19 protein-coding genes are annotated in these 25,430 nt (G+C 46.0%); 10 read left to right on the plus strand and 9 right to left on the minus strand.

The annotated features are described in order from the left end of the window. The first annotated feature begins 64 nt into the window (after positions 1-64). Positions 65-841 carry a hypothetical protein gene (locus LDX50_RS14440; protein ID WP_225698008.1) on the plus strand — a complete coding sequence of 259 codons (777 nt, stop codon included), beginning with the start codon at positions 65-67 and terminating at the stop codon, positions 839-841. A 58-nt stretch (positions 842-899) separates the two neighbouring features. Here LDX50_RS14440 and LDX50_RS14445 read toward each other — a convergent pair whose 3' ends face one another. The 4 genes from LDX50_RS14445 to LDX50_RS14460 form a co-directional block, all read right to left on the minus strand. Further along, positions 900-2,819 carry a DUF3604 domain-containing protein gene (locus tag LDX50_RS14445; RefSeq protein ID WP_225698009.1) on the minus strand — a complete coding sequence of 640 codons (1,920 nt, stop codon included), beginning with the start codon at positions 2,817-2,819 and terminating at the stop codon, positions 900-902. A gap of 160 nt (positions 2,820-2,979) precedes the next feature. Beyond that, on the minus strand, positions 2,980-3,504 hold the full coding sequence (locus LDX50_RS14450) for a hypothetical protein (RefSeq protein ID WP_225698010.1): 525 nt from the start codon (positions 3,502-3,504) through the stop codon (positions 2,980-2,982). Positions 3,505-3,521: 17 nt separating this feature from the next. After that, positions 3,522-3,980 carry an ankyrin repeat domain-containing protein gene (locus tag LDX50_RS14455; protein ID WP_225698011.1) on the minus strand — a complete coding sequence of 153 codons (459 nt, stop codon included), beginning with the start codon at positions 3,978-3,980 and terminating at the stop codon, positions 3,522-3,524. A gap of 135 nt (positions 3,981-4,115) precedes the next feature. Next, positions 4,116-7,493, minus strand: coding sequence for a HEAT repeat domain-containing protein (locus LDX50_RS14460; RefSeq protein WP_225698012.1), 3,378 nt, complete (start codon positions 7,491-7,493; stop codon positions 4,116-4,118). A gap of 180 nt (positions 7,494-7,673) precedes the next feature. Here LDX50_RS14460 and LDX50_RS14465 point away from each other — a divergent pair, with 180 nt between their 5' ends. Next, positions 7,674-8,615: a hydrogen peroxide-inducible genes activator gene (locus LDX50_RS14465; protein WP_225698013.1), complete on the plus strand. Its 942-nt coding sequence runs from the start codon at positions 7,674-7,676 to the stop codon at positions 8,613-8,615. 11 nt (positions 8,616-8,626) lie between these two features. Here LDX50_RS14465 and LDX50_RS14470 read toward each other — a convergent pair whose 3' ends face one another. Beyond that, positions 8,627-8,917, minus strand: a complete 291-nt coding sequence (locus LDX50_RS14470) for a hypothetical protein (RefSeq protein WP_338030001.1) — start codon at positions 8,915-8,917, stop codon at positions 8,627-8,629. Continuing rightward, positions 8,914-11,640 (minus strand): aconitate hydratase AcnA, encoded by a 2,727-nt coding sequence (acnA, locus tag LDX50_RS14475; protein WP_225698014.1) that lies wholly within the window; start codon positions 11,638-11,640, stop codon positions 8,914-8,916. The genes LDX50_RS14470 and acnA overlap by 4 nt, the downstream gene beginning before the upstream one ends. A 315-nt stretch (positions 11,641-11,955) precedes the next feature. On the opposite strand from acnA, the gene LDX50_RS14480 reads away from it, so the two are divergent. Beyond that, complete coding sequence (locus LDX50_RS14480; protein WP_225698015.1) at positions 11,956-15,276, plus strand: amidohydrolase family protein; 3,321 nt, start codon at positions 11,956-11,958, stop codon at positions 15,274-15,276. Positions 15,277-15,402: 126 nt separating this feature from the next. Next, on the plus strand, positions 15,403-16,041 hold the full coding sequence (locus tag LDX50_RS14485; RefSeq protein WP_225698016.1) for a hypothetical protein: 639 nt from the start codon (positions 15,403-15,405) through the stop codon (positions 16,039-16,041). Here LDX50_RS14485 and LDX50_RS14490 read toward each other — a convergent pair whose 3' ends face one another. Further along, complete coding sequence (locus LDX50_RS14490) at positions 16,042-16,431, minus strand: DUF302 domain-containing protein (protein ID WP_225698017.1); 390 nt, start codon at positions 16,429-16,431, stop codon at positions 16,042-16,044. It lies immediately after the preceding gene. A gap of 132 nt (positions 16,432-16,563) precedes the next feature. Between LDX50_RS14490 and LDX50_RS14495 the strand changes: the two genes are divergently transcribed. The 3 genes from LDX50_RS14495 to LDX50_RS14505 all read left to right on the plus strand — a co-directional run bounded on the left by LDX50_RS14495 (position 16,564) and on the right by LDX50_RS14505 (position 18,304). Further along, entirely contained in the window at positions 16,564-16,995 is a 432-nt protein-coding gene (locus LDX50_RS14495; protein WP_225698018.1) for an Hsp20/alpha crystallin family protein, read from the plus strand. Between the two features lie 66 nt (positions 16,996-17,061). Beyond that, positions 17,062-17,913, plus strand: a complete 852-nt coding sequence (locus LDX50_RS14500) for a CHAD domain-containing protein (RefSeq protein WP_225698019.1) — start codon at positions 17,062-17,064, stop codon at positions 17,911-17,913. A 73-nt stretch (positions 17,914-17,986) separates the two neighbouring features. Beyond that, entirely contained in the window at positions 17,987-18,304 is a 318-nt protein-coding gene (locus LDX50_RS14505; protein WP_225698020.1) for a rhodanese-like domain-containing protein, read from the plus strand. A 5-nt stretch (positions 18,305-18,309) separates the two neighbouring features. Here the strand turns inward: LDX50_RS14505 and LDX50_RS14510 are convergent, their stop codons facing one another. Next, positions 18,310-19,833, minus strand: coding sequence for a DUF4301 family protein (locus LDX50_RS14510; RefSeq protein ID WP_225698021.1), 1,524 nt, complete (start codon positions 19,831-19,833; stop codon positions 18,310-18,312). Positions 19,834-20,005: 172 nt separating this feature from the next. On the opposite strand from LDX50_RS14510, the gene LDX50_RS14515 reads away from it, so the two are divergent. Both LDX50_RS14515 and LDX50_RS14520 read left to right on the plus strand, forming a co-directional pair. Beyond that, on the plus strand, positions 20,006-22,045 hold the full coding sequence (locus LDX50_RS14515; protein WP_225698022.1) for a transketolase family protein: 2,040 nt from the start codon (positions 20,006-20,008) through the stop codon (positions 22,043-22,045). A 4-nt stretch (positions 22,046-22,049) separates the two neighbouring features. Further along, positions 22,050-23,075 carry an aldo/keto reductase gene (locus tag LDX50_RS14520; protein ID WP_225698023.1) on the plus strand — a complete coding sequence of 342 codons (1,026 nt, stop codon included), beginning with the start codon at positions 22,050-22,052 and terminating at the stop codon, positions 23,073-23,075. 16 nt (positions 23,076-23,091) lie between these two features. Here LDX50_RS14520 and LDX50_RS14525 read toward each other — a convergent pair whose 3' ends face one another. Then, on the minus strand, positions 23,092-23,820 hold the full coding sequence (locus LDX50_RS14525; protein ID WP_225698024.1) for a 3-keto-disaccharide hydrolase: 729 nt from the start codon (positions 23,818-23,820) through the stop codon (positions 23,092-23,094). 206 nt (positions 23,821-24,026) lie between these two features. On the opposite strand from LDX50_RS14525, the gene LDX50_RS14530 reads away from it, so the two are divergent. Continuing rightward, entirely contained in the window at positions 24,027-25,430 is a 1,404-nt protein-coding gene (locus LDX50_RS14530) for a fasciclin domain-containing protein (RefSeq protein ID WP_225698025.1), read from the plus strand.

Consider the following 25,430-nt stretch of genomic DNA (forward strand, 5'->3'; position numbering starts at 1 on the left):
AAATAATCTTCTGATAATCCAGAGATTTAATTATCTTATAATACCAATCAAACTATTAACAATCATGAAAAAGTTATTCACCTTATGCCTGGTCATCTTCATGGCATCCAGCATGTTTGCCCAGGACTTACCTTATCTCGTTTTTGAATTCATGAAGGTTGAAGACACAAATGGGGGGGATTATATGGAAATAGAGACATTCTGGTCAAAAATTCATCAGCAACGGGTTGCGGACGGGACTATTGACGGCTGGGATTTATGGTCCCTAACCCCGAATGGTTCGGATCAGGGAGCACAATACCTGACTGTTACACTGTATTCAAGCCTTGAAAAAATGATGACACCAATGAGTGAAAGTCAGATACGGGCATACGCAAAAAAAGCCCACAATATTTCCGACAAAGATCTTGATGCCATGATGAACAAAACCGTGGCAAGCCGAGACATTGCAACACAATTATATATGAAGGAAATCTCAGCTACCATTAACGGTCCGGAAATGAAAGTGGGCATCTACGCAACGCTTGACTTCATGAAAGAACTGGATGAAAATTATGAGAAAATGGAAGAAAGTATCTACAAAGTCTGGCACCAGCAGGCGGTGGATGCAGGTGAAAAAATGAATTGGGGACTCGTTCGCGTAATCCTTCCTTCCGGATCTGAAACCTATGCTACCCACATAACTGTGAGTATGTTTGAGGATCTTGCTCAATTGGTGAATGACATTGAATCTCCGGTAGACCCTTCGGATTATATGGGCATGATGGCTGCATCAAGTGGAATTCAAACCAGGGATCTGCGACACAGAAAAATCGCCCAACTGATCATGATGGTGCGTTAAAATTCTACATATATAAAAAAAGGCGAATCTCAGTTCGCCTTTTTTCTTTTCAGCACTTTCATTCGGGGTTGTACCAAATCGGACTTGTATAAGCCCTTTCCTGCTGGATTGTTTTGGCACCTTCCGGAATGTCGATGCCAAACCGGAATGCATCATAAACGACCCATCTGGGGGTTGGTATTTCCAAAACCCGCACATAATAAAATGCTTCCATATCAGGGTCGAAATCCGGATCAGTCCATACGGTTCCCAATTCTGAAGCACCTATGGTATTAGTCCAGTTCGCAGATTTTAAATCAACAGTATTACCAACAGGAGGTAGTTCGCCGTTCTTATTCAGTTTGCGGTCTCCGGACCAGGCAACATTATACACTTTTTCATGTGTATTGCCTTCTTTATCCATCCAACCCTTTATGATTTGAATACGATCCAGGTTGGCTCCGAGCGGATCCCTCAACGCATAGACCATGAATGTTGGTGATTTCGAACCTGAAAATGCAGGGAGGTCTCCTCCCATTGGAACACCTTTTTCATATCCCCGTGTCGCCGGTTGCCTGCTGTTGATATCATCATTTGTATAATCCCATCCCCCAAAAAATCTTACGATCATTCGGGTTCCTGTGGTAGCATACACTTCCTTCCGCTCCATCGCATCCCAAATAGCTTCCCGGGTATTTTCGGAGGCCCAAACTGCAGCACGGCCAGAGGCGGTAAGCTCATACCCTTCATATGCTCCTTTATCCGTTTTGGCAAACGGGTGAATCATCCGTTTCGTTGAAGGTTCGGCATTGGCCGCCTTGCCGAAAAAATTATCCTCCTCGATAGCCGACAAGGATGTATGGGAGTCGGTTGATCCCACCATGCCAAATTTATAAGGATTGGTACCGAATTTCGACTCAAGTTGTAAGCCCATTTTTAATGCCTCACGGGCATATTCATGTTTCAGCATATCATTTGTCTTGGCTTCACTTAAATCAAGGTTTCCGGCATCCCATGTCTCATAATCCGCAAAGGCATCTTCGGGAGACAAAAATGGATGTGCTTCCCCATCACCTTTAATCTGAGTTACCTCATAAAGTGGTTCCCACTTATGCCTGCTCTCGACATACATCTTATCGAGTTTCCTTCCTGTAAACTGAGCGTCAAACGGGAACATTGTACCGTTGGACAAATTTCCGTTATGAGCGATAGCAAGTGCCGATCCTCCCGTTTTGCTTTCATAGTTCTCCAGCCACTTGTACAATTCAAGAACATCCGTACTTCCAAAGGGTGCCTGCGTCACCATCGGGACGATCTGAGATGCCCGGTTGCCATTATCCCTCAGAATAACATTCCGGTGCATATTATTTCCTTTATTCAGAGAAGTCCACTCAAAGCCAATAAGAGTCGTGAACTTTCCCGGATCATTGTATTTTTCTGCCATTTCAATACAATCTTCCCAAACGGAAGAATAAGTGGCCGAACCTGGTGAATAATCGGCCAGCAGCTTCTGGGAAATCTTTCCCTGTGCAAACGTCGTAATCAAATCCAGGGCCGCAGAGGCAGCCTCTTCACCGCCCTTCTGAAATCCTTCATACCACTCCTTACCTTTTGCGTCGCTCAAAATATTTGGAGCACCCCTCGATAAATCTGTCGCAAAACCCATCATGTCGGAATGATCTGCAATAACTACCCAATCCAGTGGCCTACCTAACCGGACCGGAAGTCCGGTCGAGGAAATCACCTCTTCCCCCCTGCTGAAACGGTATGCCTCCTCAAGGCCAAGCACGTTGCCAAATAGACCGGCATCCGGTGATAATGCAGTGTGCAAGTGAGAATCACCCCAAAACACCTGGGTGGGATAACCCCGCTGGGCATAGGGTGAATAGGTTTTACCCGGATACAGACCGGATAACGATTCTTTTGACGGATGTATCTGTGAATAACAAACAGTGATCAGAAACATCGTTGACAGAAATAATGAGGCTATGAATTTCATATTTATAAAGGATTAATGGTAGGTTTTCACACTTTAACCGTGACAAGCCTAAGTTATACCTCATTGAATGAAGTTCCAATGACATGAATCAGCTATACGATAAAAATAACCCTGAACCCGGGTTCGAAGGGATGAATAAGAACAGTTAAATTCGAATGAACTAATTAACAGGATATTCTTCCAGGTAATTTCTCGTAAGAGCGCCAGGAATGTGAGGTACCGGGTCAGCGTACTTCGGAGTTGTATCCTCCAGATCGAAAATTTTATGGATGCCTTCGTTCTTGATGTATTTCTGACATTTGATTAATGCCTTTGCCAGGCGATGTCCTGACCTTCCTGAAATTGTTCTGCGAAGGCTCTCAACATAGGGATTAAACCATTGCTTGTTCGCACTCAGATAGATCAGACGCACAAAAAAAGCTTCGAGCGTGTCCTTCTTGGTCGTGGTTTGAAAAAAGGATCTGCGAAAAGAAGAACCGTCCGTTACGTTAGCGTACAACTGCCAGAGGGCAATGATCTTTAGGTTATGGTCTTCAGATCCCTGATAAATAATATCCGACCTGTATCCCGAGAAAATGAACAGCGCATCAGTACCCAGGATAGCATTCACGGCAGATTCAAACGCACGAATCCGGTTCTGCGGAATTGCCAGCAAGCTGGCATTAGTGCCCTGAATACTAACCATATACATAATAATCTTCTTTATTGAAGTAACTTGATTATTTCCTGATTGCCTTGCTTTTCAGCGAGTCCCACAACCGATATGCCGCTCGCATCCCGGACAGACCGATCTGCATTATGATCAAGCAATAACCTAACCATTTCTATCTGGCCAAAATTAACAGCGAAAAACAATGCCGATGCGCCGTTTCCATTCTTAAGATTCACATCGGCCCCCTTTTCAATCAGCAGTTGTCCAAGCTCAACATTCCCCTTGAAACATACACCCATCAATGCGGTATTGCCGGATGCATCCTGCGCGTTCACGGCCGCTCCATTATCGATAAGATAGGAAGTTATCTCGGGTTGTCCCAGATATGTTGCTAAAATTAACGGACTGAACCCCCTGGCATCCACCTGATTAACACTTGATGGATCGGTAGTTACCGCCTGTTTAACAGCTTCTATCGATGTTTGCTTAATCGCCTCAAATAAGTTCATACTCTGATTCTTGTAGTTAAAACATCCTCAGAATCACAATGTTCTGAAAATCCCGATGATATGAAAATGCGATAATTTAATTTTATTAAAATTATATACTCATAAGATCTTGTTATACATGAATATGACTGGTTCCTATTCCAGCCGGCTAAGAAATTCCAGGAGATCCCGGATTTCCCTTTGGGATAATAACAGTCCCATTGGAGGCATACTTGATGGAAGATTAGTTCGTTCACTGATTCTTTCAGAGGCAATATGAAGCGGTTCAGCCTCATTTGTCTTGAGTATTAACTCCGTATCATTCTCCTCCATCAGAATACCGGAAACCTTCTGTCCATCTTTCAGCGTGAGCGATACTGAACCAAATCCGGGCGCAAGACGTGCGCTGGGTTCAATGAGTGCCTCAAGCAGCTGTTCCCTGGTCAGCTTAGAAGCAATTCCACCGAGTTTAGGCCCAACATCTGAACCTTCACCCCGAATTACATGACATCGGGTACATTGGGCTGTGGCATTATAAAAGAATATCTGTCTTCCCAATCCGGCATCTCCGCCATATAAGGCCGCCTGAAAAGCTTCAACCGAAGTCTTATCCGTTGATTTCAATCCCTCAACTTTGGCCATTAATGCAGGATCTTCCGATGTCTCAACTGCTTCGAACACATCAAGAGTTAAACTCGGGTCAAGTTTACCAGCAACAAGTTGATCTGTAATGGTTTCCAGAATTGGTAAACTCTTTTCAGAGGGCATTTTACCTAACACCTTCAGTAATTGCTGCTGTTCTTCCAGTGAACCTTTCTGAAAAACCGGCCTTACAATGGAAGGAAGTGCTTCTGCAGAAACATCCATCTCATCTAGCAATCCTAGCGCCGCAGTTCGCACCCTGCTGTCGGCATCATTCATGCCTAAGCGTATCAGTGATTCCATATCCGAATAATTCAGTTCATGCAGGCTTTCAAGCGAGGCCGCGCGTACCTCAGGTGATGCGCCCGATTTCATCAGTATTGCCAGCTGTTCATTGAAATCAGTAATGTTCAACCCGCGCAGCATATCGATTGCCGCGATCTGAACCCGCGTGTCAGCAGCATCAAGAAATTCATCGGCAACCGGAATAATTTTTGCCTGAATGATCGCCGGATCGCGCTCGATAACTCCCCTGAAACGGCCATCTACACGATCTAGTACAGAGGGTGACGACCAGGTTCCGAGTGTGGCAAGTGCCTCCGCCCGGATCACCGGGTCAACATCGCTTCTTCTGGCAAAACTGATTAGCATATTCAATTCTTTTTCACCTCCCACGCGTAACGCAGCGTTAATACTGCGCCTCAATAATGGCTCGGAAGTAAAACGGGTTTCTGCAAGAATCGAAGCCAGTGCAGGAAGTGCCGCCTCAATCGAAAGATCATCATTGATGGCCCGGGCTGCTTCTGTTACAAGATATTCATCCGGGTCATCCAGGAACAATGCCACCTGCTCATCCGCCAGACGTCTGAGCACAAGCACTGCAGCAATGCGAAGCGCACGGCTGTCACTATCCTTCAGGGCAACGACGGGCGCCACCTCCCCGATCCTGCTTAATGCAAGTACTCCGGCATGTCGCAGGTAAATATCTTTGTCATCATTACTGTGAAGCATGGAAATCAATTCAGGAATGGCTTCTTTGTTGCCGATGCGGCCGATCCCTTCAGCCGCGTAAAAGCGAACCCTTGGATTTTCATGTTTCAGCAGACCCGTTAGCACGGGCCCCGCTTCTGTGTAGCGAACGTCACCCAATACCTTGGCCGCTTGTGCGATTATTTCAGGGTCTGAATCATTCAGGTATTCCATCAAAGGCGCGGCATATTTCACATCCTGCCTGCCCAGCTGACCAAGGCCCCAAATACCATGAATCCGCTTCAGTTGTTCGGTTTTTTGCTCAATTGCTTCTTCCAGGGCATTGGAATCCTGTCTTCTGACCAGCTCAAATTGAGCTTTTTGCCTGATGCGCATATCTGCATAACCCAGGAGATCTGATAATTCATTATCGTCAACATCTTCATAGTCCAACTGCATCAGGCGAAGCGTCTCGGCCCTTTCATCGGCTAAATCATTAGCAGACTCATCCACGTCAATTTTCCATACCCGTCCGTAATTTTTTGTATTCCAGCCATTAATCCAGTCAGCCGCGTACAGCGCACCTTCAGGCCCGAATTTAATTCCGGTAGGCAGTATCCCCGAGATGACCTTCTTTTCCTGCTCCAGCTTAAAGCTGGCACCTTCGGGCTTTAACGTGAATGCCCAGATGGCCGACCGGCTGGGATTCCCGACAAATTCAACCAGGAAAAAATGATCTTTCCAGGATTTACCAAGCGCCGTTCCCGGGTTGAAAATCATCCCCGTAGGTCCGTTATGATAATTCTGAATAGGCGGAATGATGTAGGCTGCCTGCCCTTCCCACCTGGGTTGAAACAGGCGCTCATTCATCCAGACCTTATATTCATTATTCTTTGGATCGGTATACTTTCCATATTGCCAGTTAGACCGCCAGCCTGCATCTGAGCCCTCTACAATATGAACCAGTCGTTCACTCTCTCCGGGATGATCCCCATCATTGTCTGAACTGATTATATTTCCGTAGGCATCAAAGACAAATTCATGTGTATTGCGTAACCCTTTTGCAAAAACCTCAAAATTGCTTCCATCCGGTTCCGATCGCACGATAACCCCTTCATTCGGGTGCGGAAGATGGCGCCCATCTACTGTGGTGATGTCAGCACCAATATCCCCGATACCGTAATATATCCGTCCGTCCGGACCTTCCACAGCACCTGACATGCCATGGCCGCCGAAACCGATATGTACTGCAAACCCATCGGATATCGGGGTTTTTGAATCCAGCACTTCGTCATCATTGGTATCTTCCAATCGCCACATATTGGGACCAACTCCAACAAAAACATCTTTATCACGCACGAGCAGTGCACCAGCAACATCGGTGATTTCATCATGAAAATCACTCAGAATGCGCTTTGACACCTCAGCCACACCATCTCCGTCTTCATCACTCAACTTCCACACTTCTTCTTCCTCCACTGCCAGGTCTTTCCAGTCATGGGATCCGTCATTATTTAAATCTGGCAACCACTCATTTTCATTGCTTTTTTCCGGGGCAAATGTCTGATGCAAAAATTCCCGGCGGTCTGCAACACTTTGAAGGGCAATCGATGCTGTCATCCAGTCCTGATGCCCGCGAATATCAAATTCGGAATTCTTTTGTCGGTTGGTTCTCGTCAGATAAACGTTTCCCTCATCGTCGATCGACATCGCTATCGGATCGGGTGCAAGTGAATCCGAAGCCCACAGGCTGATGTTTAGTCCGTCGTACAACTCGACCGGTGTAGCTGCCTCAATATCCCGGGCGCGCTGAACAGCAGTCTCGGCGTCTTCCCGTATGGTATAGGGGGTTTCCTTTGGTGCCTTTGTTTCACATCCCGCAATCAAAACAATACCCAAAAACCCAAAAACAGATGATTTCATGTGGTTGAAAAATTTCATTGAAATGTCATTAATGAACAACTAAAATATACAAAAATAAAATGCCCTCGTACCAACCTTACACAAACGGAAAATAAGTAATAGTTTTTAACTAATTCCTGAAACCATTAGAGGCTCCAATAAGTAATTTTAATTAATTTTATACCGTAATAAGATTCAATTATGACCTTCACTCAATTGCAGTATGCTATCGCATTGCAGCGATACGGGAGTTTCAAGCTGGCGGCCTCCAAGCTGGAGATTACCCAACCGGCCTTAAGCCTGCAAATCAGCAAACTGGAACGGGACCTCGAACTTTCACTTTTTGATCGCTCACACTCTCCAATTAAGCCAACTACAGAGGGTTATCAGTTTCTTCTAAGGGCGCGGGAGATTATTGGTCAGATGGAAGAATTACACGCGTTTGCTGCAGGATTCACTGAAAAGGTCTCCGGGAAACTAAAAATAGGGATCATCCCCACCCTTGCTCCCTTTCTCGTTCCGTTGTTTGCAGATTCTCTCCAGCTGGACCATCCCGGCATATCACTGGACATCCATGAGCAAATTACAAATCAGGTGGTACACGGAGTACGGCATGGAGATCTGGATGCCGGGATTATTTCCACGCCGCTGCAAGTAAGCAATATTGCAACCATCCCATTGTTCTATGAGAAGTTCATGTTTTACACGTCCGATAAAACGCAGGATGGAATCATCCGGCTCTCCAGTGTCGATTACCAGAAACTATGGTTGCTGAATGAAGGAAACTGCTTCAGGGATCAGATCAATAATTTCTGCAACCTGTCGGAAATACGCAAGAACAAGTCATTCGTATACAGAAGCAATTCGATAGATGCACTAATCCGGATCGTTGACACAAAGGGAGGCTATACCATATTGCCGGAACTTACCACGCTGAGCCTGTCAGAAGAACAGGAAGAGAACCTTCGCCCGATTGCAGATAAACCCTTTGCACGGGAAATCGGACTGATCACCCGTGTAAAAACCAACAAACAAATCCTGATCGATCAACTCGCAGATTGTATCCGTACCAATATCCCCAAACCCATGCTTTCACCAAAGGGCCTCTCGGTGGTTGATCCGGATATACATCTAGACGAATAAGCCCGGCCCGTTCAGCCGGCGATATTTTTCAATATATCGAACCACTCCTCCGTGATCGACGTGTCGGGTCGCCGCCGTCCGGCCCGGTGGTACCAGTAGTCGGCATTCCATAGGTCACCTTCCTTGCGATGCAGGTAGGCATGAACCCAAGCCCCGTTACCGGAATCCGCATCCTGAACGAGTTCATGCGCTTTTTCCCATTCACCCTGGCGGTCATACCAAAGTGCACAAATTTCCACCGGCCACTTTTTCAATGGTTCGGACTTTTCCGGCAGTCGCAATATCTCCTCAAACTGCATCATACGTTTCCGGCCAGAAAATTCCTTAATACATAGTGGAGAATACCTCCATTCTTATAATACTCAATCTCAATTCTGGAGTCGAGCCGGCAGACAATATCAAATGTTTTTTCATTCCCGTCGCCAGTTGCTACTACACTAAGTACTTTCCCCGGCTCCAGTCCTTCTTCTATACCGCGTATGGAATAAATTTCCCTTCCTGTTAAGCCAAGAACCGAAGCACTCTCACCTTCCAGAAACTGGAGTGGCAAAACGCCCATACCTACCAGGTTACTTCGGTGAATACGTTCATAGCTCTCGGCTATTACCGCCCGAATTCCAAGTAATGTCGTACCCTTTGCCGCCCAGTCACGGGAAGATCCACTTCCATATTCCTTACCGGCAATCACGATCAAATCTGTGCCATCTGACTGATACTTCATGGAAGCATCAAAGACACTCATTTCCACATCTCCCGGAAGGTATGTTGTAAATCCTCCCTCTTTGGTGCCAAGCTCATTTTTGATGCGGACATTCGCAAAAGTTCCGCGCATCATTACCTCATGATTTCCACGGCGGGATCCATACGAGTTGAAATCCCGGTATTCTACGCCCTGTTCCAGTAAATATTGACCGGCGGGCGAATTGGGAGAAAAGGCTCCTGCAGGTGAAATATGATCTGTTGTGATGGAATCAGCCAATTTAAGCAGTACCCGTGCGTCAATAATATCTGAAGACTTAGACGGGAATTCTGAAATATTTTTAAAAAATGGGGCTTCCTTGATGTAGGTTGAATCATCGCTCCAACGATAGTCCAGTCCGGAAGGCGCCGGCAGATCCTGCCATTGTGCTTCACCGTCAAAGATTACACTGTAGGTTTGCGCGAAATCTTCACGGGATATTGAAGTTTTCATCACTTCCTGAATCTCCTTCATGGTTGGCCAGATATCCTTCATAAAGACCGGGACGTCGTCCATATCATATCCTATGGGTTCGGTCATCAGATCGATGTTAACACGTCCTGCAATGGCATAAACCACCACCAGCATCGGTGAGGCAAGAAAATTCATGCGGACCTGGGGATGCACACGAGCTTCAAAATTCCGGTTCCCCGATAGTACAGAAGAAACATTCAGTTCATGTTCGGTAACTGCCTTTGCGATGGGTTCGGGAAGCGGCCCGCTATTGCCAATACAGGATGTACATCCGTAGCCTACCGTATTGAACCGCATCTCTTCAAGTGCCTTATCCAGTCCCGACCGTTCAAGATATCGTGTAACGACCTTAGAACCGGGCGCCAGGGAGGTCTTTACCCAAGGCTTCACATTCAGTCCCTTTTCCCTGGCTTTCCGCGCCACCAGTCCGGCACCCACCATTACACTCGGGTTTGAGGTATTGGTACAACTGGTGATCGCTGCAATGACAATTGAACCGTCGTGCAGAACAAATTCTTCTCCATTATATTTCACACGTGCCGACCGTACTTTTTGGATTTGATTTTCTGCATGTACGAATTCAGTAAGTGATCCTCCTTCGCCAAGCCAGTTGGATTCCGGAGCACTCTCCGCGGCCTTTTTCCGATGGTCGTACTCTTTGTTGATAAGCTCGTAGAATTTCTCCTTCAGGTTTCGAACCAGTATCTTATCCTGAGGTCTTTTAGGTCCCGAAACCGTTGGCTCAAGGCTTGACAAATCCATGGAGATCACGTCACTATACTCAATTTCTTCATTTCCGGTTCTCCAGAGATGGTTTTTCCGGGTATAGGAGATCACTCGCTCGATCACTTCATCCGGCCGGTTTGTACGCCGCATGTAGTCGATAGTCTGATCATCAATCGGAAAATAGGTGGCCGTACATCCAAATTCCGGAGACATGTTTGAAATTGTAGCCCTGTCCGGAACTGTCAGGTGATCAAGGCCGTCCCCAAAAACCTCGACGAATTTACCAACCACTCCGTATTTTCGAAGTAATTCTGTAATGGCCAGCACCATGTCGGTCGCCGTTATGCCTTCACCCAGACGTCCTGTTAATTCAAGTCCGATAACCTGCGGACAAGTAAAATAAATCGGTTGACCCAGCATTGCTGCTTCTGCTTCGATACCTCCTACTCCCCAACCCAGTACACCAATACCGTTCACCATGGGCGTATGTGAGTCTGTACCAACCAGCGTATCAGGAAACAACCAACCATCCCGATCCACCACCCCCTGTGCTAGATATTCCAGGTTTACCTGATGACAGATACCCATGCCCGGTGGTACCACACCAAAATTATCAAAGGAATTCTGCCCCCATTTCAGTAAAGAATAGCGTTCGTGGTTACGCTCATATTCTTTAGCCACGTTCTTTTCATAGGCATCTTCTGTTCCGAAAAAATCCACCTGGACCGAATGATCCACAACCAGATCCACAGGAATAAGTGGATTGATTTTCGAACCATCTTTACCTTTTCGGATTACTTCAGACCTTATGGAAGCGATATCAACAATTGCCGGAACTCCTGTAAAGTCCTGCATCAACACCCGGGCGGGTTTATAGGGAATGTCACTGTCGGTTCCCTGCGAATCCCAACCTGACAGAATAGTGTAATGATCCTCTGTAATTCCAAGTCCGTCGATATTCCGCATTACATTTTCAAGCAAAATACGAATAGAGAACGGAAGCCGGTCAATACCTGTGACCGAACCCAGGTCTGCAATTTTTCGTGTTCCTTCAGATGTGTGTATTTCTTTTATATAATTTGTCATCGTATTATAATTCCTAATTTGCGGCGTTGAATTATTTCAAGATTTTACGAGGTCAGCCGATTCCTGTGTTTACTAAAATTTCGGGAATCGGCGACAAAGAAAAAAACAATATGGGTATGATATTCATAAAAAGCTGGCAAAACCCCGGCAGCATTTAACCACTTAGGTTTCACAGGGAGTTTAAATATATTCGGGCTGCATTCAGGGCAAAACTTCGAAACTCTATGAAGTCTGCCTTATTTTTTCCGTCCATCACATTTTTCGAAAAAATACGTATGTCATTGGTTATTTTCAGGGAAACGCATCTGAACATCCATGAAGAAACCACTACTACTCGTACTTACCTTTCTGTGTGCATCAATATCCTATTCACAGGAAAAATCAGACTCAATCCAGAAATCAAACGAAGACCTGCCGCTTGAACCTGGCCGGGAATTTTCGATAAGCACAAACCAGGGAAGCTGGCTAAGTCTGGATATTCACCCCGATGGAACTCAGGTGGTTTTCGACTTCCTTGGGGATCTGTATCTGTTGCCATTTTCCGGAGGATCTGCTGAGCAACTCACCTCAGGAATGCAATTCGACAGTCAGCCACGCTTTTCCCCCGACGGCAAGAAGGTAGTTTTTACCTCCGATAAAAGCGGCGGCGAAAATATCTGGATCATTGATCTCGAAACGCGCGAGGATAAGGCGGTTACTAATGGTAATACGAACCGTTATCAAAGTCCGGAATGGTCACCCGACGGCCAATATATCCTTGCCTCCAAAGCAGGATTCAGAAGCGGCACTCTAAAATTATGGATGTATCATGTGGATGGCGGAACAGGCGTGGAATTAATGTCAGAACCCGGAAATATAAAAATGACCGGTGCAGCCTTTGGCAATTCAGACCGCTTTATTTGGTATGCCCAACGTGAGGGCGACTGGCAATACAATGCCATTTTTCCGCAATTTCAGATCGGAAGATATGATCGTCAAACAGGTAAAAACGAAGTGATGTCGTTCCGGGAAGGGTCGGGAATTCGTCCCACACCTTCACCGGACGGTAAGTGGCTTGTATACGGAACCCGCTATGAAGCTCAGACAGGCCTCATCATCCGGGATCTCGAATCCGGTGTGGAGCGTTGGCTCGCCTATCCTGTTCAGCGAGATGATCAGGAATCGCGGGGAACCCGGGATGCCTTACCGGGAATGTCATTCACCCCTGATTCGAAGGAATTAGTTGCCTCCTATGGAGGTAAAATCTGGCGAATCCCGGTTTCCGGCGGACAAGCCGTAGAAATCCCCTTCAGCATCAATACAACCATTGAGCTCGGACCGGAGTTGCAATTTGAATACCCGATTCCCGACAGCAGTGAATTCATCGTAAAGCAAATAAGGGATGCAATTCCATCACCAGATGGGTCGAAACTGGCTTTCACTTCCCTGGATCGTCTGTATGTCATGGATCTGAACGAAAAAATTCCACGCAGGCTTACGAACCAGGAGTTTATCCAGGCACAGCCCGTATGGTCGCCCGACGGCACCTGGATTGCATATACTACCTGGAATGATGGGGTTGGCCATATTTATAAAACTCTCATTAGCGGTAAAAAGGCTGGTCAACCTGTACAGTTGACCCGTGAAAATGCCATCTACGAAACTCCGGCCTGGTCGCCTGACGGCAAGCGGATTGTTGCACTTCGCGGACCGGCTGTGAATTTTCAGAAATCCCTCAACCAGCGTGCGCCCGGAACCGGACGGGAACTCATCTGGATCAGTGCAGACGGCGGGACCGCCACACTGATAGATTACACCTATCGGCGTGAGTTTCCACATTTTTCCCGTAACCCCGACAGAATTTATCTGAATAACAATGATGGTACACTCCTGTCCATACGATGGGATGGTTCAGATGAAAAGAAACATGTGAAGGTTGTTGGCACAACCCCACCCGGCTCCCAAAGCCCACTCGAGGCCTCCCGCATCATCATTGGCCATGATGAATCAAGAGCCGTCGCTCAGGTCTACAACGATATGTATCTGCTCACTATCCCGATGGTGGGAGGCGAAACGCAAACCATCAATGTTTCCAAGGGGGATAAAGCGTCCTTTCCTGTTCAAAAGCTCTCCGATATCGGCGGACAGTTTCTGGCTTTCTCAAAGGATATGACAAAGGTGCACTGGTCAATCGGCAATGCGCACATTATCTATGACCTCGATTCTGCAATGCAGTTGAAATCGATGCGTGAAACGGTAGCCACAAATTTTGAGGAAGAGAACAAAAAGTTAAACAAGGACACCCTTCAATATTCACCGGAGGAATTCCGTATCCGGGTAACGGCGAAACGGGATTTGCCCGCTGGCAAATTACTGTTAACAGGCGCGAGGATTATCACCATGAATGGTGATGAGATCATCGAAAATGGGTGGCTGCTGGTTGAAAATAACCGCATTAAAAATGTCGGTCCCTCCGGAAGTTTTGAGGTTTCAGGGGACACTGAACGAATGAATGTAACAGGAAAAACGATCATTCCGGGGTTTGTGGATACCCATGCTCACGTCAGACCGGCCTGGGATATACACAAACCGGAAGCCTGGCAATTCTGGGCAAACCTGGCGTTTGGTGTAACAACTGTTCGCGATCCTCAGACTTCCACTACAGATATTCTAACGTATGAAGACAGGGTAAAGGCGGGAAAAATGCTTGGGCCGAGGATTTACTCCACCGGGCCGGGTATGTTCTGGCAGGAGCAAATTGAGAACCTGGATCACGCCCGAAAACTTGTTTCCAGGTATTCGTCCTATTATGATACCAAAACCATCAAGATGTACGTGGCCGGAAACAGGCAGCAGCGTCAATGGATTATCATGGCTTGCCGGGAACAGGAGATCATGCCAACCACAGAAGGCTCCCTGAATTTCAAGCAAAATCTCACGCAAATCATTGATGGATACCCCGGACATGAACACTCCTTCCCCATTTTTCCATTGTATGATGATGCGATTGAATTAATCGCTTTTTCCAATACGGCGTACACCCCAACACTTCTGGTAGCCTATGGCGGACCATGGGCGGAAAACTATTACTATACCCGTGAAAATCCACATGACGACCAACAATTGAATTATTTTACTCCTCATTCTGAAATCGACAGTAAGACAAGGAGACGCGGAGCAGGCACTGGTCCCGGACCTGGCGGATGGTTCATGGATGAAGAGCATGTATTTAAACCACTGGCTGCTGAAGTAAATTCGATCGTGAAGGCCGGAGGACGTGCGGGAGTAGGGAGCCACGGGCAGCTCCAGGGTCTTGGCTACCACTGGGAGCTATGGTCTATACAGTCCGGCGGAATGTCTGCACATGAAGCACTCAAAGTAGCAACCATAATGGGCGCTGAATCGATTGGGTTGCATCAGGAGGTGGGTTCCATTGAACCAGGGAAACAGGCTGACCTTTTAATCCTTTCCAAAAATCCGCTGGAAAATATCCGGAATACACGGGGTATCGAGAAGGTAATGATGAACGGACGGCTCTATGATGCGACAACCCTTGACCAGGTATTTCCGGACAAAAAATCAGCACCGGTGCGTACATGGACCGAGGATATGCCCGGTCAGGTACCCGGCATTTCTGGTATGGAAGGGCATGAATAAGCTTTAATGAATTTGGATTTCACCTTAAATTTTATCTAATTCAACTGGTACAATTGTACTTTATAGATATTTTTTTGCAGAGAATGCATCATTTTTACTTTTTACCGGGTATTGAACCTGGAATTCATGCGTTACTATAGAGGCACCTTTCTATTCCTTGTTGTCATATGCTGTTGTTTATCTTGTTCAGATGATGACAATTCTGCAGATGTCGTGGAAACTGATCTTTCAGAGTTCCTTCCGCTGGAGGTCGACAACTATTGGGAATTTGACAAATACTTTTATAATTCTTCAGGGGATCTTTTTGCTGAAACCGAAGTTTACTGGCGCGTGGATACCTGTTGTTACTACATTGATAAACTTGAATTGGTGCCGGACAGTGTAGATCTCGGACGGGATTACCTCTACCCGGCAGAAGATGGATGGATCTACACCGCAGGTTCATATAAATACCTCAGCCTCGAATACATCAATGAACCACAGGATGCACAATTCATGGTTTCTTCCCGGGATGGAATAATACCCTATGAGCACTATATTTTAGGCGGCCTGCCTTCTATGGAAACACGCTTCGGCAACCGAAGGTGTTTGCGTACGTTAAGCATCTATTACTATCAGAATGAGCGCATAGAACAATTCCGGTGGTTCTGCAAGGGTCTTGGCGAATACCAATTTGATAATTTACAGATTGAAATAGATAAAAACGATGGCGCTGAAACATCGTACCTCACCTCTACCATCCTGAGGGATTATTCACTGAAATAATTAAATGTGATCCAATACGCGCTTTAACCGCTCCTGAACTTCTGCCGCCACTTCTGCAAGGCCTTCATTTTCCACCGCCTGCATTGAGCCCATCGGATCAACTACTGCAACTTCAGTGTTACCATTCTCAAGCTCCTGCACAACCACATTGCAGGGCAACATCGTTCCGATCTTATTCTCCAACGATAAGGCCTGATAGGCAAAGTTGGGATTGCAGGCGCCCAATATTTTGTAGGGCCGCAGGTCTTTGTCAAGCTTTTCCTTCATAACACGGGCCACATCAATTTCAGTTAGCACTCCGAACCCTTCCTTCTTCAGTGCTTCGGGAACAAGCGCCAATACCTCCTCATAGGATAACCCGGCAAATTCCCTGGCGTGATAATATTCCATAATTTATTCTTTCCACTAAGTTCAGCGTAAAGTATGTAAACACTTATGACCAGCATCATTGCAATCCTTGATGCAGGTCAACGAATCCGACTGAGTTCCTTTGTATATTTTCATAAATAAAAGGAGGTTATCATGTTACCGCTGCATATTCGAAATAACCCGTTTCACCGGATCGGGGATAGTTATGGACATTTTATTGACTACGGGCATTTTATGGGGAGGAGTGCCTTCGATGACAGATGGTTAACCAAACCAATGGCCAATATCATTGAAGCCGAAGACGAGTATAAGATTGAACTTACCATGCCGGGATTTTCGAAGGAAGACATCACCATTGAGTTGAAAAATGATATCATTAAGGTAAAAGCTGAAAGAAAAAGAACTCAACAGGATGAACTTATTCATCAGGAAGTACCGGGAAGATTAAGTGAGCGATCATTTGAAATTGCCGATGCCATTGACCAGGACAGGATTCATGCTTCACTGGACAAGGGTATACTTACTATTTATATGCCTCATAAAACAGGAGTACAACACATCAGCCGTAAGGTAATGGTGGAATGAAGCAAACAAATCAATCAATGGGAACAGCCTGGCAGGTAACTGTCAGGCTTTTTGTAAACTGAATATATGGAGTCGGCCTACAGTTTTTTCGATCAACTTATACTTTCCGAACTTACCAATTCACTCCAATTACTTAAAACGAGTCATGAAAATGTTGTACACCCGGTAGTTCATGAAACGCGAAAATCACTAAAAAAAATAAGAGGATGGCTCAAAGCAGCTGGCTCTCACCCAAATACTAAAAAATACAATCAACAACTATCCTCTATCGGGAAAGAGATTTCCGCCCTGCGCGACAGTTCTTCCGCCATGGATGCTCTTCAAAAAGTAAGGGAAAAGTATGGATCACTTTTATCCCCGGCTGTATTCATGCCCGTTGTTGAATATCTGAACAACAGGAAGGAAATACTTTCCGGGGCCGCTATTAAGCGTCTCAGCAAAACCGAATCGCGATTACTGGAATTTCAAAGGTCTTATGAACCATTTTATGTAGATGATCCGTCGGATTTGTTGCAGGGTATTTCAAAAACCTATGGTGCTGCACGTGCGGCTTTTTCAGCTACCAAAACCACCGGAGAGTCAGAACATTTCCATGAATGGCGAAAGCGCAGTAAGGATTTACAGTATCAGTGTCTTTTATTCCCCGAACCCCCGGTATTTATTCAGGATCTGAACAGGGAAATATCCTTACTTACGACCATCCTCGGTGATGATCAGGACCTGTATCTTTTAAATAATGCCCTGGCACACCTTAACCTGGAAGACACCCACCAGGACCTGATAGAGGATATTCTAACCCGTGAGCACAGCCTGCATCATAATGAGGCAATCACCATAGGAAGTAAAATATTTAAAGATCCAAAGAATATTTTCATAAAAGAACTGGCAGAATTTTATGACGAAAACACCTCACAATGAGGCAGGTAAGATTAAGTATAATAACGCTTTGAAATAAAGGTATTTATCTAGTAATATAGAAACAAAAAAAGCTATGTATCAGAATATTTTAAATCATGAATTCAAAAGAATCATGAAAGAACCCGGTGCGGTGATCATTGATGTTCGAACACCACAGGAGATCCAGGAAGGATATATCCCCGGCGCCAGCATTTTCGTTGACTTCAATAATGAATCATTTGAGGATAAGGCAAAAACCATGGATAAAAGTAAGACGTACCTGATCTATTGCCGAAGCGGTGCACGTTCGGCTAAAGCATGCAGGATCCTGGAGGAACTGGGCTTTAAAGGTCCTTTGTATAACCTGGCAAAAGGCATTTCCGAGTGGGACGGAGAAATTAAAAATAAATGATCCTTTTACTGATGTTCATCAGACATCAGGTCGTTCACGCTCTTAACGGGATTAAAAGTAACCGCAGGTACTTCCATAAAAACAGTTAACCAGTCGGCCATGGAACCATTCCATAAGCCGGGCAGTTCAAGCGCCTTAAGACTTTTGCCACCCTGGGATTTTTCGGTGATGATACCCGTATTATCATCCCTGTATTTCATTAAATTAAAAGGCTGTCCCTTATAATCCCTGAGTCCGCAGACCACGTCTACCGGATTGAAATAATTCGCGTCTTCCAGTAGTGTTTTAACCTTCGGATCATCCAGGTTCATCTGCGCTGTCTCCACAATTTGAAGTGATGAACTTCCGTCTTCATTTCGAACCCAGAAAGGACCTCCGCCTGTAGCTCCCGTATTCACCACCATCCCGCAAATACGTATAGGCCTGTTCAAGATATGGATGAGCACCTGTCGCTTTTCCTTATTGGTCAAATTGTTAAACGTGGGTGCAACCTGATAAAAGACTTCTTCACGTAAAAATTTAACTACTTCATTCACAAAATCATCAGCAGGATCGGGCTGACTCTCCAGTGCCTCCATGAAGCTGTAAATCTTGCGCTGATAACGAATGAGTAATCCTCCTAAAAGTTTCTTATAGGTAATGGTATCGGCCTTGAGCCTGTCGGGCACCACATTGTCTATATTCTTTACAAGTACGATATCGCTATCCAGTTTATTAAGATTCGATAGCAGCGCCCCATGCCCCGCAGGCCGGAAGAGGAGTCTGCCATTCTCATCCCTGAATGGCTCATTATCAAACCCTACGGCGATAGTATTGGTGGCAGGGTCCTGAATACTGTATTCAATATGGTAGGTAACATTAAATTCATTTTCGTATGCCCCTTTAACTTCGTTCAAATGGGCCCTGAACAATTCTGTATGTTGGGGTGAAACCGTAAAATGAAGGTATACCTGACGCCCCTTTGAAACAGCATATTGGGCAGCTTCCACCAAATGCTCCTCGGCAGCTGTTCTTGAATATGAATCGTACTGGTGGAATTTTATAAGACCTTTTGGCAGAAAGCCGTAATTAAGGCCCTGCTCATCCAAAAGATAATTTAAAACTGTTTTGTATTCACCGCCTGCAATCAGCGCATCCAGATCTTTGCCATTTTCCTGAAGCACTTTCCTCAAGTCTGAATAGAACGCAAATTTGTTGATACCTTCGAAAAATGCTTTCACATCCTTATGGGTGCCGAGGCTGGCATTATCATCCGCCACGAATTCATACAATGCTTTGAACATCCTTGAGGCGGCTCCTGACGCAGGTACGAATTTTTGGACCTGAAGATTTTCACAGGCAGTTTCATAAAGCCCGATCAACTCCTCCCGGTCGGATTCCTGAATTTTGTGAATTCCATCTCCTTCCGAAACATTCTTTACAATGGGCAACGGTGGAAAACCATTCCTGAACTGCACCAATTGCTTTTCAATATCTGAATGAGAAATTCCAAGTTGGTCTATCTGTTGCTGATCTTCGGAAGTAAACATACAATAGTATTTGATTATGGGCTCAAGTTACACACAAGCCGAAATTAGTGCAAATACAACCCACAGGTAATCGCATTTATCGTTACAAATATTTCAGCTCCCTTGGGATACATCAGCAGGAATCGTAATTTCACCAACGAAATAATTAAATCCCCAGACAGAGCAAACAAACATGCAAAACGACATTCAACTAAGAGCTGCAGATAACATCCGAATTCTTTCGGCTGCCATGGTCGAAAAGGCAAATTCCGGTCATCCCGGAGGCCCCATGGGAGGAGCAGATTTTGTACAGATCCTGTATTCAGAATTCATGAACTTTGATCCGGATAATCCGCGGTGGCCCTACCGCGACCGCTTCTTTCTTGATCCGGGCCATATGTCGGCCATGTTGTACGCAGTTCTTTCATTTCAGGGAAAGTATTCCATCGACGATATGAAAAACTTCCGGCAATGGGGCAGCCCGACCCCCGGACACCCGGAAGTGGATGTTGAACGCGGCATTGAAAATACTTCAGGACCACTGGGTCAGGGCCATGCAATGGCTGTGGGTGCTGCCATTGCAGAACGTTTTCTGGTTGCCCGCTTCGGCGACTGGATGGCGCACAAGACATATGCCTACATATCCGATGGTGGTATTCAGGAAGAGATCAGCCAGGGTGCAGGCCGGATCGCGGGATACCTGGGGTTATCCAACCTGGTTATGTTCTTTGATTCAAATGATCTACAGCTGTCATCAGCCACAGAGGATGTAACAAATGAAGATACGGCCGCAAAGTATGAAGCATGGGGCTGGCGCGTAATGACGATTGACGGGCATGATCATGCACAGATCAGAAGTGCGCTGAAAGCCGCCGGTGATGAAAAAGAAAAACCATTCCTGATCATCGGAAAGACCATTATGGGTAAAGGCGCAGTCGATGAAGAAGGCGGCAGTATGGAAGCAAATTACCATACGCACGGACAGCCATTAACCGGTGCAGGGGCATCCTTTGCGAAAACTGTATCCAACCTGGGAGGTGATCCGGAAGATCCATTCAGAATATTCGACGATGTAGCTGAATACTATGCCAGCGTTCTTGATGAAAAACGCGCCTATGTCAAACGTAAAAATGAGGAATACAACGGCTGGGCATCGGCAAACCCCGAAAAAGCCGGTCTGCTTGACCAGTATCTGAGCGGTGATGCTCCCGTTCTTGATTTCAGCCAGGTTGAACAAAAACCGAATATTGCCACAAGGAACGCATCCAGCACGGTACTTTCCATGTTTGCAGAAAAGGTTGGAAATATGATCGTCTCGTCGGCAGACTTGTCAAACTCAGATAAGACCGACGGTTTTCTCAAGAAGACAACTTCATTCACGAAAGGGAATTTCCAGGGTGCTTTCCTGCAGGCCGGTGTTGCCGAGTTAACAATGGCAGCAATCGCGAACGGACTGGCATTGCATGGCGGTGTAATACCGGTGGTGGCTACATTCTTCGTATTTTCTGATTTCATGAAACCTGCCATCCGTCTGGCTGCTTTGATGCAGTTACCGGTGAAATACGTCTGGACCCACGATGCTTTCCGCGTCGGGGAAGATGGACCGACACACCAGCCGGTAGAACAGGAAGCGCAGATCAGGCTGCTTGAAAAGTTAAAAAACCATTCCCATAAAATGAGTCTGCTTGCTCTTCGTCCAGCGGATGCAGTGGAGACGACGGTGGCATGGGAAATGGCACTTGCCAATACAGACTCCCCTACCGCCCTGATCTTCTCCCGTCAGAATATTAAGGACCTTCCTGTCGATGGCTCCATGAGTCGCTATGAGGCCGCACAGGGTGCAAAAAAAGGAGCGTATATTGTTACACGGGATGAAAATCCAGACATCATTCTGGTTGCCAATGGTTCTGAGGTTTCGACCCTGGTAGATGCCGCAGAAATTTTACGTGAAGCAGATGGGTTGAAAGTACAGATCGTGAGTGCGATTTCTGAAGGTCTGTTCAGAACACAGCCCCAGGCATATCAAAAGGAAGTGATTCCTGATAATGTGCCTGTATTCGGACTTACAGCGGGATTGCCGGATAATTTACTGACACTTGTCGGACCAAAAGGCAAAGCAGTTGGTCTGGATCACTTCGGATATTCTGCCCCAGCGGGAGTCCTCGACGAGAAATTTGGCTTTACCGGCAAGCAGGTAAGTGAAAAAGTGAGGCAATACCTTTCAAACTATTGAAAAGATGGAGTTACATATAAACGACAAATCAGGCATTACCCCCTATCTGCCTGCTTCCAACCGGTATGACCAGGAGTCATTCAGGCGATGTGGAAATAGCGGCATTCTGCTTCCCAATATTTCGCTTGGACTGTGGCATAACTTCGGATTTATTGATGACCTGCACAAAGGACGTATGATCATCCGCCGGGCATTTGACCGGGGTATTACGCATTTCGACCTGGCCAATAATTACGGACCCCCATTCGGGTCGGCGGAAGAGAATTTCGGGACCATTCTACGCCATGATTTTAAAGGATATCGCGACGAGCTGTTTATTTCAAGCAAAGCTGGTTTTGATATGTGGCCTGGTCCGTACGGAAACCTGGGTTCGCGCAAATATCTGATTGCAAGCCTGGATCAAAGTCTGAAGCGTATGGGGCTCGACTATGTCGACCTTTTCTACCATCACAGACCTGACCCCGACACTCCGCTGGAAGAAACAATGGGCGCACTGGACCAAATTGTTCGTCAGGGCAAGGCGTTATATATCGGCATTTCGAATTATCCGGCTGATGAAGCTCAAAAGGCATTTGATATTCTCAATAAACTGGGCACACCATGCCTGATTCACCAGGCGAGGTATTCCATGTTCGATCGATGGGTTGAAGACGGCCTGCTTGAAACACTTCGGTCAAACGGCACCGGGCTTATTGCATTTTCACCCCTGGCGCAGGGCATGCTCACTTCCAAATATATCGACGGAATTCCTGCAGATTCCCGGGCAGGTAAAAGTATGACCTACCTGGAAAAGGATGAAGTCGGGAAAATGGTCCCGGTCATACGGGCACTGAATGAGATTGCGAAAAATCGCGGACAGGAATTGTCACAGATGGCGATTGCATGGCTTCTCAGGGATCCGGTTGTGACATCCGTACTGATTGGCGCAAGTTCTGTTGGTCAGCTTGACCAGAATCTTGAATCACTGAAGAACACTTCATTTACCAGTGATGAACTGGATGAGATTGATAAAATATTAAAGGGCGCCTGACAGGACGCCCTTTTCATTATAGTTTTCTGATCCAGATATTTCTGAAACTTACAGGATTCGAGTGATCCTGTAATTCCAGGGGCAATGCATCCGGATGAGGCTTATATACCGGCTGGCCAATGTACTCTGTAGGCCCCTTCAGCTCCACATCATGCTGTAGCAAAACACCGTTATGAAACACCGTTACACGGGCGGGTGTATCCAGGGATCCATCGGAATTGAAAGATGGTGCGATGAATACAATATCGTAGACCTGCCACTCACCTGGTGGTCGTGTTGCGTTTGCGAGCGGGATATGTTGCTTGTAAACACTGCCAGCCTGTCCGTTGGAATAGGTTCTGTTATTATAGGAATCAAGTACCTGAACCTCATATCTGCCCATTAGAAAAACACCACTATTTCCCCTGCCCTGGCCTTCCCCAACCACTTTTTCCGGTGCACGCCACTCGATATGCAATTGAATACTGCCAAAACTATCCCTGGTACGGATCATACCTGTACCGGGCTTTACTGTAAAGTGATCTCCTTCTACTATCCATCCAGGTTCGCCCCCTTTTGTCGATTCCCATGCGCTAAGCCCCTTTTCTTCAGAAAATAAAACAATCGCATCAGAGGGAATTTCACCCATGGTATTGACAACCGGAGGTTCCGGCTCCCAGACTTCAGTCTCTTCAGGCTTGGTCTGACCATAAAGGCTAACAGATAAAAGCATCAGACCGGACAACAGTATATTCGAATATTTCATAGAGTCTCTTTTTTTATCCCAATCTAAACATTCTGCTCCACAGGTAAAAGTGCATATACATGAAATACATGTTCACACCCCTATTTATCCCATTCACTCCGGAATATATGCAACTCACTCCTTTAAGCCGGGAACATCTGCCAAAATAGAAGTTATAACATCCAAAGCACTGAATCAATTTTTAAAAACTAAAACATTACAGAGTCATGAAAAAATTTAAATCACTTTTGTCTATGATGCTGATGGGTACAATGATTGTTGTACTTAGCGCATGCGGCGACGATGATGACGGCGGAATGAATGTCAATGACGACAGCATCGTTGAAATCGCACAGGGCAACGCAGATCTAAGTATCCTGGTTGACCTTCTTGAAAGAAACCCAGACCTCGTTCAATTATTAAGCAACGATGGTGACTTTACAGTATTTGCTCCCACTAATGCAGCGTTTGCAAGCTTGTTGGGGGTTGTTGGACAAACAAGCGCAGATGATATTCCTGACGCAGTTGTTCGTCGAATCCTTTTGAACCATGTTCTTTCAGGTGCACGTGTTGCTTCAGGTGACATTACCAACGGACTTACGGCGACAACAGCTCTGTCGGCAAATGATATCCTTACCTTCGGTGTAGCCGGCGGTGGTGTAACCGTAAACGGTGCAAACGTAACTACAGCAGATGTAGATGCCAGCAACGGTATTATCCACATCGTGGATGCAGTTCTGGTTCCTGAACTTGAATTGAGCATTGTAAATACAGTTGTTGAACCTGCGTATTTCAACAAAAACTTCTCAATTCTTACTGAAGCTGTTGTAACTGCCGGACTACTTGAAACTTTGATTGATCCGGAAGCAGAACTGACAGTTTTCGCGCCCGATAATGACGCGTTCGCTGCTGCCAACATTACTTCCCTCGAGGGATTGACTGCAGATGATCTTACTCCGATTCTTACCTATCACGTATTAGGTTCAGAAGTGAAGGCAGCTGACCTACCCAGCACTGCTGGAGGATTCGCTACCACAGTTTCTTCACTTGGCGGTGATTTTTACCTGACTAACAACGCCAACGGAGTTTTCATCAACGGAAATTCACAAGTGGTTGCTACAGATATCGATCAGGACAATGGTGTGGTACATGTGATCAACAGAACCCTGGTACCTGCAAGTGCCGACATCGTAGGTGTAGCCGTAGCAGCTGGTTTTTCAGATCTTGCCGCAGCCCTTACTGAAGCAGGTTTAGTTGATGCTGTAGCATCGCCTAACGGACCTTTTACTGTATTTGCTCCTACCAATGACGCATTCCAGGCGTTGTATACTGCACTGGGTGTAGATGGTCCGGAAGACATCGATCCCCTTCTGGGCGACGGTACATTGTCGGCCGTACTTACATACCATGTATTGCAGGGAAGAGTATTCTCTTCAGATCTTTCTGATGGATTAATGCCTTCTACTCTGCAAGGTGGAGATTTCACGATCAACGTGGGAGCTACAGTGACACTTACTGATAAAGATCCAGATGTTGCTGATCCAACTGTTACATCAACAGACGTATTGTCAACTAATGGTGTGATACATGTGATTGATGGCATATTACTGCCTATCGACACTGCACTTTAA

The sequence above is a fragment of the Fulvivirga sedimenti genome (genome assembly GCF_020328055.1).